Annotated in this window: 13 protein-coding genes and 1 pseudogene; 11 read left to right on the top strand and 3 right to left on the bottom strand. The window is 61.9% G+C overall.

Annotated elements, in window-relative coordinates:
• Both ENZ74_RS08040 and cyoA read right to left on the bottom strand, forming a co-directional pair.
• Positions 1-413, bottom strand: a 413-nt coding sequence (locus ENZ74_RS08040) for a cbb3-type cytochrome c oxidase subunit I (RefSeq protein ID WP_206522266.1), incomplete at its 3' end; no start/stop codon positions are given.
• Positions 414-428: 15 nt separating this feature from the next.
• Positions 429-1,598: a ubiquinol oxidase subunit II gene (gene cyoA, locus ENZ74_RS08035; RefSeq protein ID WP_013531506.1), complete on the bottom strand. Its 1,170-nt coding sequence runs from the start codon at positions 1,596-1,598 to the stop codon at positions 429-431.
• 166 nt (positions 1,599-1,764) lie between these two features.
• Here cyoA and ENZ74_RS08030 point away from each other — a divergent pair, with 166 nt between their 5' ends.
• From ENZ74_RS08030 to ENZ74_RS07985, 10 genes are all read left to right on the top strand, one after another.
• The gene (locus ENZ74_RS08030) at positions 1,765-3,078 is read left to right on the top strand and encodes an MFS transporter (protein ID WP_024505203.1); all 1,314 of its coding nucleotides are present in this window, start codon (positions 1,765-1,767) and stop codon (positions 3,076-3,078) included.
• Positions 3,075-4,397, top strand: a complete 1,323-nt coding sequence (locus ENZ74_RS08025; protein ID WP_013531508.1) for an ATP-binding protein — start codon at positions 3,075-3,077, stop codon at positions 4,395-4,397. The genes ENZ74_RS08030 and ENZ74_RS08025 overlap by 4 nt, the downstream gene beginning before the upstream one ends.
• Positions 4,387-4,920, top strand: coding sequence for a response regulator transcription factor (locus ENZ74_RS08020; RefSeq protein ID WP_013531509.1), 534 nt, complete (start codon positions 4,387-4,389; stop codon positions 4,918-4,920). Before ENZ74_RS08025 ends, ENZ74_RS08020 begins: the two co-directional genes overlap by 11 nt.
• Positions 4,921-5,077: 157 nt before the next feature.
• Positions 5,078-5,593, top strand: a complete 516-nt coding sequence (locus tag ENZ74_RS08015) for a sigma-70 family RNA polymerase sigma factor (RefSeq protein ID WP_174299063.1) — start codon at positions 5,078-5,080, stop codon at positions 5,591-5,593.
• Complete coding sequence (locus tag ENZ74_RS08010) at positions 5,590-6,363, top strand: anti-sigma factor (RefSeq protein ID WP_013531511.1); 774 nt, start codon at positions 5,590-5,592, stop codon at positions 6,361-6,363. The genes ENZ74_RS08015 and ENZ74_RS08010 overlap by 4 nt, the downstream gene beginning before the upstream one ends.
• 23 nt (positions 6,364-6,386) lie before the next feature.
• A complete protein-coding gene (locus tag ENZ74_RS08005; RefSeq protein ID WP_013531512.1) occupies positions 6,387-7,103 on the top strand; it encodes a Bax inhibitor-1/YccA family protein in 717 nt (238 codons plus the stop codon).
• Between the two features lie 175 nt (positions 7,104-7,278).
• Positions 7,279-8,184 (top strand): aldose 1-epimerase family protein, encoded by a 906-nt coding sequence (locus tag ENZ74_RS08000; protein WP_013531513.1) that lies wholly within the window; start codon positions 7,279-7,281, stop codon positions 8,182-8,184.
• Positions 8,174-8,644, top strand: coding sequence for a hypothetical protein (locus tag ENZ74_RS35010; RefSeq protein ID WP_013531514.1), 471 nt, complete (start codon positions 8,174-8,176; stop codon positions 8,642-8,644). Before ENZ74_RS08000 ends, ENZ74_RS35010 begins: the two co-directional genes overlap by 11 nt.
• A gap of 50 nt (positions 8,645-8,694) precedes the next feature.
• A complete protein-coding gene (locus tag ENZ74_RS07990) occupies positions 8,695-9,357 on the top strand; it encodes a glutathione S-transferase family protein (RefSeq protein WP_127312721.1) in 663 nt (220 codons plus the stop codon).
• Between the two features lie 64 nt (positions 9,358-9,421).
• Positions 9,422-10,078, top strand: coding sequence for a DUF1629 domain-containing protein (locus ENZ74_RS07985; RefSeq protein WP_013531516.1), 657 nt, complete (start codon positions 9,422-9,424; stop codon positions 10,076-10,078).
• Between the two features lie 2 nt (positions 10,079-10,080).
• Here ENZ74_RS07985 and ENZ74_RS07980 read toward each other — a convergent pair whose 3' ends face one another.
• Complete coding sequence (locus tag ENZ74_RS07980) at positions 10,081-10,992, bottom strand: agmatinase (RefSeq protein ID WP_063168037.1); 912 nt, start codon at positions 10,990-10,992, stop codon at positions 10,081-10,083.
• A 375-nt stretch (positions 10,993-11,367) separates the two neighbouring features.
• Between ENZ74_RS07980 and ENZ74_RS07975 the strand changes: the two are divergent.
• Positions 11,368-11,846: pseudogene (locus ENZ74_RS07975) on the top strand (nucleotidyltransferase family protein); the annotation flags it as partial.

Below are 11,846 nucleotides of genomic sequence, written 5' to 3'. Positions count from 1 at the left end.
GGGACGACGAAATTCATCAGGCCCGTCACCAGCGGCATCGCCACGAAGAAGATCATGATGACGCCGTGCGCGGTGAAGATCTGGTCATAATGATGCGAATTGAGATAGCCTTCCGAACCGCCGAAGGCCATCGCCTGCTGGAGTCGCATCATGATGGCGTCGCTGAAGCCGCGCAGCAGCATGACGATGCCGAGCACCATGTACATCACACCGATGCGCTTGTGGTCGACGCTGGTGAACCATTCGCGCCACAGATAGCCCCAGAGCTTGAAATAGGTCAGCGCGCCGACGAGGGCGATGCCGCCCAGCGCGACGACAATGAAGGTCGCGACCACGATGGGCTCGTGCAGCGGCAGCGACTCGAACGTAAGCCGGCCGAAGATCGCCTTGAGAAGAGCAGGATTGTCGAACATGTCTTGCGTGGCGCCTCAGGAGTTGAAGGGCGACCGAAGCGTGCCGGTTGCGGAAGGTGACGGCAGTCGGATCGACAGGGGCAGTGGCCGTTGCAGACCAGCGCCGACTATCGGCGTCGAGGTCATCGGCGTGGCGGATTGATCAGCCTTCGAAGCGGCCAGTGCTTCTTCGGTCGTGCATATGCTGGCGACATAGGATGGGGCGGGGCCGAATATCGTGCCGCGCCGGGCGAACTTGTCATACAGCAGCGGAAGGGTGTTGCGGATGCCGGCCATTCCCAGACCGCCCTTGGCATCGATCTGCGACATCTCGCTCATGCACATCTTGCCGGGCTCGACGCACATGTTGAGGATCGCCTTGTAGAGATCGCTATCCACCGCCGCATAGTGGCGCACGGGTTGGTTCTCACTGGGCTGTTCGAGCTCAAGATAGCCGTTTCGGTCGAGCTTGCCGCCGCTGTCCTTTGCCTTCGCGATCCATGCCTGGAAACCGGCATCCTCGAGGCCGTGGAACGCGAAGCGCATTCCCGAGAAGCCGGCGCCGCTGTAATTGGCAGAGAACCCTTCATAGTCGCCGGACTTGTTGATGACAGCGTGCAGCCTGGTTTCCATACCCGGCATCGCATAGATCTGGCCGGCCAGTGCTGGAATGTAGAAGGAGTTCATCACCGATGCGGAGGTAATGCGAAAGCTGATCGGCCGGTCGACCGGCGCAGCCAGTTCGTTGACCACGGCGACGCCGTATTCCGGATAGATGAACAGCCATTTCCAGTCGAGCGCGACGACTTCGACCTCAAGCGGGCGCACGTCCGGCGGCAGCGGCTTGCCGGCCGCTACACGTCCGATCGGACGATAGGGGTCGAGCAGATGGGTGCCCATCCAGGTCACCGCGCCCAGGCAGATGATGATCAGAAGCGGCACAGCCCAAATGACGAGTTCGAGATGGGTCGAGTGGTCCCAATCCGGCTCGTAGCGCGCCTCGCGGTTGGACTGGCGGTATCGCCAGGCAAAGAATATGGTGAGAGCCATCACCGGTATGATGACGATCAGCATCAGTGCCGTGGACACCATCAGCAGGTCGCGCTGCTGCTCGGCGACGTCGCCGGCAGGGTTCAGGACGACCATGCTGCAGGAGCCGAGCGATGCCAGCAGGGGCAGCAGGAAAAGGGTACGAAGACGGCTCAATGTATGACCTGTCGGTTGTTCCCCCCAGTGCTAACCGTACCGCGGCGATGAAGGCATTGGACAATTTGTCCAATGCCGCAATGACGCGGCAGGCGTCATCAAAGCATCTGGCCCGCGCACATGGCAAGCGATCGTATGAGACCGCGGCGGGGCGACGGAGAATGCTGTGAGCCCAACTTCGAAGATCGAAGCCGACGCAAGACGGATCAATGCGCGGCATCATGAGGTGAAGCCCGGCGAAATCGCCGTTGGCGTCATCATCGGCAGGACGTCGGAATTCTTCGACTTCTTCGTCTACGCGATCGCTTCCGTCATCGTTTTCCCCAAGCTCGTATTTCCATATGCCGACCCGTTGACCGGCACGCTCTACTCCTTCGCCATCTTCGCGCTTGCCTTCATCGCGCGGCCGATCGGGACGGCGATCTTCACCGCGCTCGACCGCGCCTACGGACGCAGCGCCAAGCTCACCATCGCGCTGTTCCTGCTGGGGACCTCGACCGTGTCGATCGCCTTCGTGCCCGGTTACGACCAGATCGGCCCGGCTTCGGCCTGGCTGCTGGCCATGTTCCGGATCGGTCAGGGACTGGCGCTGGGCGGGACATGGGACGGACTTGCCTCGCTGCTGGCGTTGAATGCCCCCGAAAAGCGTCGCGGCTGGTATGCGATGATCCCGCAGCTGGGCGCGCCACTCGGGCTCATCGTCGCCAGTGCCCTGTTTGCATATTTCGTCGGCAACCTGTCGGCTGAAGACTTCTTCAGCTGGGGTTGGCGCTACCCGTTCTTCGTCGCCTTCGCCATCAACGTCGTCGCCCTGTTCGCGCGGCTGCGCATCGTGGTGACGCCGGAATACACCAAACTGTTCGAAGGCCAGGAACTGGAGCCGACTTCCGTCCGCGAGACGTTGCGCGCCGAAGGGCGCACTGTCGTGCTCGGCGCTTTCGCGCCGCTGGCGAGCTTCGCCCTGTTCCACATGGTGACGGTGTTTCCTCTGTCCTGGATCTTCCTGTTCACGCGCGAGGGACCGGCACGGTTCCTGGTCATCGAGACGATCGGAGCCTTCTTCGGCCTGGCGGCAATCGCGATCTCGGGCGTCGTTGCCGACCGGGTCGGGCGCTGGCCCTTGCTTGGAGGCTCGGCGGTGGCCATTGCCGTGTTCAGCGGTTTCGCGCCACAGCTGCTCGATGGCGGCTTCGTCGGAGAGTCCGTCTTCATGGTGTTGGGCTTCGTCCTGCTCGGCCTGTCGTTCGGCCAGTCTTCGGGAGCACTCGCCTCGAATTTTTCAAAGAACTACCGCTATACAGGTGCTGCGCTGACCTCGGATCTCGCCTGGCTGTTCGGCGCCGGCTTCGCCCCCATTGTCGCCCTGTTCCTGTCCGCCCATTTCGGGCTGATCTCGTCAGGCGCCTATCTGCTGTCGGGAGCGCTATGCACGCTGCTGGCGCTGCGGCTCAACCAGCGCCTGGATCGGACTCCCGCTTGAGTGACCTGCTTGGCCAGGGCTGGGGACCTCCCGGCCCAATGACGCTGCACGACAAGACCAACAAGCAGAATTTTCTGCTTCTGATCCAACTGCGCTGGATCGCGGTCGGCGGTCAGATCGTGACGATCCTGTTCGTCCGCTACGCGCTTGGCATCGGGCTGCCGCTGGTGCCGATGGCAGTGGTGATCCTGCTGCTGATCGCTCTCAACGTCGCCAGCCTGCGCCGGCACAGCAGCCAGGACGCGATCACCAACACCGAGCTGTTTCTTGGACTGCTGCTCGACGTCACCGCGTTGACGGTCCAGCTTTACCTGAGCGGCGGCGCGTCCAATCCCTTCATTTCGCTTTACCTGCTCCAGGTCATCCTGGGCGCGGTACTGCTGGAGACATGGTCGGTCTGGGCGCTTGTCCTCATTGCAAGCACGTGCTTCATCGCGCTGACCACCTTCTACCGTGAGATCAGCCTGCCCGCCGCACACGGTGCCGGGCTGTTCAGCCTGCACATTCAGGGCATGTTCATCTGTTTCGTCCTGGCGGCAACGCTTCTGGTGCTGTTCATCACCAGGGTCCAGAACAACATTCGCACCCGCGACGCTCATCTTGCGGATTTGCGCCAGCAATCGGCGGAGGAGGCTCACATCGTCAGGATGGGCCTGCTCGCCTCTGGCGCCGCGCATGAGCTCGGCACGCCGCTGGCTACGCTTTCCGTCATCCTCAACGACTGGCAGCGCATGCCGGTTCTCGAGGCCGATCCGGATCTGGCGCAGGAAATCCGGGAGATGCAGGGCCAGTTGGACCGTTGCAAGAAGATCGTTTCGGGAATCCTGATGTCGTCGGGCGAATTGCGCGGCGAAGGCACGGTTCGCACCTCCGTCGATGCCTTTCTGGCGGAGCTGGTGGCCGAATGGAAGTCGACACGGCTGCCGCAAGGTTTCGAATACACCAGGCGTTTCGGCGCCAACCAGGAGATCGTCTCCGATCCCGCGCTCAAACAGGTGATGTTCAATGTACTGGACAACGCACTTGAAGCGTCGCCTCTATGGGTCGGTTTGATCGTCAGCCGCCACGCGGACGATCTCATCATCGAAGTTGTCGACGCGGGACCGGGATTTGAAGAAGCCATGCTTGCTGAATTCGGCAAGCCCTACACGTCGACCAAGAACCGGCCAGGTAGCGGGCTCGGCCTGTTTCTGGTCGTCAATGTCATCCGCAAGCTGGGGGGTAGCGTCACTGTAAGAAACAGAACCGAGGGGGGAGCTTCGGTTACGTTGCATCTGCCGCTGGCTGCTCTGTCTCCGCGAGGGCACAATGCCGACTGAACGCACGCTGCTGATCGTCGAGGACGACATCGCCTTTGCCAACGCACTGCGCCGGTCTTTCGAACGGCGTGATTACGAAACGCATAGCTGCCGGAGCGTCGACGGCGTGCAGGCGCTGATCGGCACCGTTGCCTTCCAATATGCCGTCGTCGATCTCAAGCTTGCCAGCGGCTCGGGCCTTGAGTGCGTCAGGGCGCTGCACGAACACGATCCTGAAATGCGGATCGTCGTGTTGACCGGCTTTGCCAGCATCGCCACCGCTGTCGAGGCGATCAAGCTCGGCGCCTGCCAGTATCTCGCCAAGCCCGCCAATACAGACGACATAGAAGCGGCTTTCGGCCAGGTCGAGGGCAATGCTTCGGTGCCGCTCGCCGAGCGGCCAACCTCGATAAAGAACCTCGAATGGGAGCGCATCCACGAGACGCTGGTGGAGGCCGACTTCAACATTTCCGAGACGGCACGACGGCTGGGCATGCACCGCCGGACGCTGGCGCGGAAGCTGGAGAAGAGGCGTGTGAAGTAGGCACGATCCACCGGGCATGGCACATCGTGGCGATGCCGATGATAAGATTGATGCCGGCATCAATCGTTGCATTCGAACGATGTCCTCCAAAGGAAAAAATTGGCAGGGCAGGGATTAAAATCCCCACATGTTCCGTAAACAGGACATGAAACCGCCGATGCCACGCTTTGACATCATAGGACAGCTCGGTTCGCTGCGCCGCTATGCGCGCTCGCTGACGCGCGACAGCACCGACGCCGAGGACCTTGTCCATGACGCGCTGGTGCGCGCTTATGAGCGGCGCAGCACCTTCCGCTCCGGCGGAAACCTGCGCGCGTGGCTGCTGTCGATCGTCCACAACACCTTCATCGACAGGATGCGGGCCCGCAAGTCCGAGGCGTCGCGCGTCGAACAGGCTGGATACCTGGCCGACGGCAGCACGCCGGCACCACAGGAACATTCGGTGCGCCTGGCGCAGGTGCGCCAGGCTTTTTTCAGCCTGCCGGAAGAACAGCGTTCAGCGCTGCACCTCGTCGCTATCGAAGGCCTCTCCTATCAGCAGGCCGCCGATGCCAGCGGCGTGCCGCTCGGCACGCTGATGTCGCGCATCGGCAGGGCGCGCGCCGCGCTGCGCGAGATGGAGGAGCCGGCGAAGGCAAAAAACCACCTCAGGATCGTTGGAGGCCCTTCATGACCGCAACTGTCGATCCCGTGACGGATATCGACCTCGACGCCTATGTCGACGACCAGATCGACGTCACCCGCCGCATCGAGGTGGAGGCATTCTTGTCCGCTCGCCCGGAGGCGGCGGCGCGCGTGATGTCGGATCTCAGGACCCGCGATGAACTGCGCGTGGCGCTTGCCGGCTCCAAAGGTATGGCACGGCCCGCGACCGCCGATGCCGCGCGGCGGCTGGAGAGGGGGCTTGCCCGCGGCCGCATCTTCGGTGTGCTGCAGCGCGCCGCGGTGGTTGCTGTCTTCGTCGCCGCCGGGTGGCTGGCGAACGGTATCATCGGGCCGATGTCGGTGACCAAGGTCGTCGCCTCGCCGCAGCCGCCCGCCTATGTCGACGACGCAGTGCGGGCCCACAGGACCACGCTGGTGCGCGAGAGCATGCCGTCGCAGCCCGAGGCGCCCAACTACAACGCCGGCGAGATTCGCGCCGCGACCGCCATCGTCATGCCGTCGCTGCCCAAGGATTGGAAGGTCCGCGACGTGCAGATCTATCCGTCCCGCTTTGGTCCGAGCGTCGAGATGGCGGTCGAGACGAAAGACATGGGGCTGGTGTCGCTGTTTGCGATCCGGCCTGGAACCTTCGACGTCGTCAAGCCGACGATCGCGCCCTCGGGCGACATCTCATCGGCCTATTTCCAGATCGGCGATGTGGCTTATGCGGTGGTCGGACGAAGCGAGGTCCACGACCTCGACCGCGCCGCAGAGACGCTCGCCAAGACGCTCTACTGATCGATCCACAAAGGAGAACGCAAATGAACACCCCCAATCTGGGATATCGCGTCGCCGCCGGCGCCCAAACCGGAGCCGTCTTCGACGAGGGCCTGCGCCAGCATATGCTGCGCGTCTACAACTACATGGGTGTCGGCCTGGTGGTCACCGGCCTCGTCGCCTTCATGATCTCATCGACGCCGGCGCTCTACGTGCCGATCTTCTCCAGCCCGCTGAAATGGGTGGTGATGCTGGCACCGCTCGCCTTCGTCATGCTGTTCTCGTTCAAGATGCAGACCATGTCCGCGGCGAATGCCCAGGCGATGTTCTGGGCCTTCTGCGCGGTCATGGGCCTCTCGCTCGCCTCCGTGTTTCTGGTGTTCACCGGAACCAGCATCGCGCGCACCTTCTTCATCGCAGCCACCATGTTCGGCGCCACCAGCCTGTACGGCTACACGACAAAGCGCGACCTGACCCAGTTCTCGTCGTTCCTGATCATGGGCCTGATCGGCGTGGTGATCGCCAGCATCGTCAACATCTTCCTCGGCTCGACCGCGCTGCAGTTCGCCATCTCGGTGATCGGCATCGCCGTGTTCATCGGCCTGACCGCCTGGGACACGCAGACGATCAAGGAACAGTATGCCGAGAATTTCGACGCGGAATCGCGCCAGAAACTTGCCGTCTTCGGCGCCTTCTCGCTCTATCTGAACTTCATCAACATCTTCCAGCTGCTGCTGAATTTCACCGGCGAACGCGAATAACGACTATCCGCTGTGGGCAAGAGCGAGGGTTATTGCTCTTGATGCGGAGAGGTGGCCGGAGGGAGATCCTCCGGCCACAATTCGTTCCTGCAGAACCAGGCTGCACCTTGAGTCCCGAAGCGCTTTTGCTAGTCTGCCCACCGCGCCGGCCTTCAACAACGACCCGCGAGGAAATGTGGCACAGGACAGCCAAACGCTTCATGGCGACGGTATCTCGGCGACCATCGTTGCGCAGGGCGCCGAACTGATTTCGCTGCAAGATGTGCGCGGATTCGAATTCCTGTGGCAGGCGGGGCCGGAATGGCGGCGTCACTCGCCGGTGCTGTTCCCGATCGTAGGGCGGCTGGCGGGCGATCATCTGCGCCATCGCGGCCGGACCTATCCAATGACGCAGCACGGGTTCGCGCGCGACAAGCCGTTTGCCTGGGCGCGGAAGGGACCGCGATCCTGCACGCTGGTGCTTGCCGACGACGCCGACACCCGGGCGCGCTATCCGTTCGCCTTTCGGCTTGAAGTGACCTACACGCTGGTCCGCCAGCAGCTTGATGTGACTTTCGACATCACCAACACCGGCGATGAGCCGCTGCCGGCATCGATCGGGGCGCACCCGGCATTCAATTGGCCCTTGCAGCCGGATCTGGCCAAGACGGATTACCGGCTGATCTTTGCCCACGATGAACCGGCGCCGATCCGCCGCCTTAAGGACGGACTGCTGCTGAAAACGCCGCAGCCGACGCCTGTCGAAGGCAACATACTCCCGCTCTCCGAGCGGTTGTTCGACGAGGACGCGGTGATCATGGACCAGCCCGCCAGCTCCAGCGTGCGTTATGCCGCCGAGCGTGGCCCGGCGATCGAGATGTCCTGGCAAGGGGTTCGGGAGTTGGGCGTCTGGTCAAAGCCGGGCGGCGCGCCGTTCCTGTGCATCGAACCCTGGCACGGCCTTGCAAGCCCGGTGGATTTCGATGGTGATTTTGTCGACAAACCAGGCCTGATGCTGATCGCGCCGGGTGCAAGTCGCGTGATGAGCTATCAGGTACGTCTGCTGCCAATAGCCAATTGGAGTGCGCTCAGTGAATTCTGAAACGATCGAGATCTACCATCCACGTGGTGTTTCAAATTTGGGCCAATGGGACATTGGTGGTCTCAAGCTCAAAGTCTATGGTCTCGTCGCAGACAACAGAAAGATCGACGAACCCATGGCGACTCTGGCGCAGTCATTCGTGCGACAGGAGGTTCTGCCGCGTGTGGCGGACGAGGGTGACGAGAATGGCATGGGCTTTGTGATCATTCATCCTGGTGAGCTCGGTGTGTCCATCTTAGCTCACTGGTGGATACAGGGTTCGGTGCTTTGTCAGCACATCTATCGGAAGCTGTATTCCGCAACCGAACCGATGGACACGGTTAAGAGACCTGTTATTGCCTGTGTTTGGGAATTGGCTCTGATGAATGCCGAGCAGGAAGCTTGGCGAAAAACGATGATGAAAGGCGAGCCCAATCCATTGGGATACATGGGCGCTTGGGCTGACTTCGAAGCTGCATAGAGGCTGCTCATGATCGACTATTGCGTGGTCGCCCAGATCGTCGGTGCCCAATGAAGCTGTACTTCAGCCGCAATCCCAATCCTCGATTGGCGGTCGCGATCGCACGCTATCTCGAAACGAAACTGGACTTCGAATTCGCCTCGCCATTCGCTGCCGGGCAAATGGAGAAATTTCGCCGGTTAAATCCCAACCTCTCACTGCCCATCCTTGTGGATGATGAGGGAAAGAGCCTCTGGGAGGCAGACGCCATAGCCTGCAGGCTGTCGCGCCACGCGCATTCGGATTTCTGGCGCACCGGCGATGACGAACCTGAGATGATCCGGTGGCTCAGCTGGGGCAAGGAGCACTTCGCACTCGCTTGCGACACGGTGCATTTCGAACGTGGGACGAAACAGCGGTACGGCATCGGCCCGATCGATCAGAAGCGGGCGGAGGAGGGCCTGAACCAATTCCATACGGCTGCGGCAATACTCGACGCCGTGCTTGCCGAGCGGCAGTGGCTGGTCGGCAATTCGGTTTCCTATGCCGATTTTCGAATGGCGACCTTCCTACCGTTCAACGACGCCGCCAGACTGCCGCTCGACGATTATCCCTCTGTCAGCCGCTGGTACCGTCGACTTGAAGACATCGACGCCTGGCGTGACCCTTTCAAAGGGATGGATGCACCCGAATTGCCGCCGGTGCCGCAAATGGCCGTCGCGGATCAGCGGTGAGAACGCGCGCGAAGAGCAGCGCAGCAGGCCGAGCCTACCAAGGCGATGATGTGCGGGGGACCGGATGAATATCTATGTCCTGAGCGTGATCGAAGGACAGGAATGGGTCCTTCCTCGGCAGGCGGACGACTACCAGCTGTTTTCGACGCTCTGCGGCCGGAAGCAGACACAATGGCATCCGCCCAGGATGGAGATCCTGCGCGAACACGACGACGGTACGCTCCGGCAATATTCAGATTTTCCATGGCTTGGCGAGCATGTGCTCATCCTGCGAGCGAGGGCGTCGAAGTTGCTTCGGCCAACCCTCCAACCATACGGTGAATTCCTGCCGCTTCCTGCTGACGAGCCAATATCGCTCTTCAATGTCACCACCGTGATCGATGCACTGGACGAGGAACGTTCAAAGATCGTTCGCTTTGACGATGGCGGCGTCATGGTGATCGAAAGCCTCGTCCTTCGAGCGGACGCAATCGGCGGTACCGAGATATTCAAGCTGCCCGAGCGTGCCGACGGGGTGCGAACATCCGATATTTATCTGCAGGAGACGATCGTACGCCGGATCGGGGAGCTTGGGCTCAAGGGCATTGCTTTCAACCTGGTCTGGAGCGACGAGCCGGTCGGACGAGGCAGGATCGAATACCCAGGTGTCAAAAAGGGCATTTCAACCGCAAGCTCGCTCACGCGCCTTTGGGCCGCTCTGCGGCGAAGAGCGGGATTTTGACATCAAACCTGCCGGACGACGGTGCCGACCACATTGACAAGAAGGCGCGCGGCGGTCAGCGCTGACAGGCCGTCAATATCGGCCGGAGGATAGAACTCGACAAGGTCGAATCCTGCGATCCTGGCCCGTTTGCCGAGGCCGGCGATCAGGTCGATTACCTGCGTGTAGGTGAGGCCGCCGGGTGTACGCGCCGCCACGCCCGGCATGATGCTTGGATCAAGGCTGTCGCAGTCGAGGGTGACGACGACCCGCGCGGCTTCCGGAATATGCCGGAGCGCGGCTTCGACGCCCTGGGCATGAACCTCGCGGGCGGTCACGAAGCGGCTGCCATAGCGCCGGGCTGCTTCGATTTCGGCGATGCGCGCGCTGCCGACGCTGCGCAGACCGACCTGCACCATGCCGGCGACATGCGGCATCTCGCTTGCCCTGCGCATCGGGCTCGAATAGCCGTGGCGTTCGCCATGAACCTCGTCGCGCCAGTCTATATGGGCGTCGACCTGCAGGACCCAGACCGGCCCGTGCTCTGCAAAGCCGGCGAGGAAGGGAATGGTCATGGAACAGTCGCCGCCGATCAGGATCGGCACAGCCGGCAACGTCAGGATCTCGCGCGTTTTTGCCTCGATCCTGGCCCGGTTGCCGGCATTGTCATGCATGGTGGTCAAGATATCGCCGGCGTCGACGCAAGAGTCCGGCTTGCCGTCGAACAGCGGGCCGCCAAGATCGAAATCCCAGTGCTCGACGAACGCGGCATCGTCCTGGCTGGCAGCACGGATGGCGTTGGCGGCCAAGGCATAGCCGCTGCTGTCCTTGCCGGGATAGGTGCTGCCGTGACCGGCCCCGAAGATCACCGCACGAGGCACGCGGCTATCTGCAAGACGGTCGGGAAAGCCGAGAAAGGGAGGCGAGGGGGTCATGCCTTGATGGTCCTGATGATGGCTTGGCGCACGCCGATCGGGGTGCGGTTAGATCAAGCGCCTCGGCTTCAGCTTTGTACCCGATTGGGTAAGCCCAATAAACTCTAAAACGATCGAGATCGAGCACCCACGGGGTGTTTCAAATTTGGGCCAATGGGACATTGGCGGCGGCATGGGCCGATTCCGAGGCGACATAGAGACTTGCGCGCCGGCGATGACGTTGGGCCGGGCTTGGATCGGCAGGCGCGATCCCGAAATTTCCAGTACGTGACGAGAATGAACCTTTGGCTGGCCGCCCGGTAGCGGAACCAGGCGGGGTTCACGTTGTTACCACAGCGGGCGACTGCCGGTTGCCGGATTCGGAGTCATCGTTTCATGACCAATGGCCCATTGCCTGAAAACGTTCTGGTCTCGCTTCCCATGATTGACGCAAAGGCGGCGCCGACGCTCAAAAATGCCGAGGCGGAGGTATTTTATACCGAAGCAATCCGCGAGCTTGCCGCCACCGACATTCCCTTTCTGGTCGCCGGGACCTACGCGGTAAGCGCCTATACGGGTGTCACCCGCCAGACCAAGGACCTCGATATCTTCTGCAAGGCAGGCGACTACGCGCGGATCCTCGCCCATTTCAAGCAGCTTGGATATGCCGTCGAAATCGAGGACGACCGGTGGCTCGGCAAGGTGTTCAAGGGCACGCATTTCTTCGACGTCATCTTCGGCTCGGCCAACGGCACGGTGCCTGTTGGCGACCTGTGGCTGGAACACGCCCGCCAAACCGAGCTGTTGGGCAGCAGGGTGCGGATCATCGGCCCGACCGAACTCATCTGGTCCAAATGCTTTATCCAGGACAGAGG

Origin of the sequence: Mesorhizobium sp. M7A.F.Ca.CA.002.15.2.1 (assembly GCF_003998715.1) — a bacterium.
Classification (GTDB): Bacteria; Pseudomonadota; Alphaproteobacteria; order Rhizobiales; family Rhizobiaceae; genus Mesorhizobium; species Mesorhizobium ciceri.
This window is presented reverse-complemented; position numbering and strand designations above follow the sequence as displayed.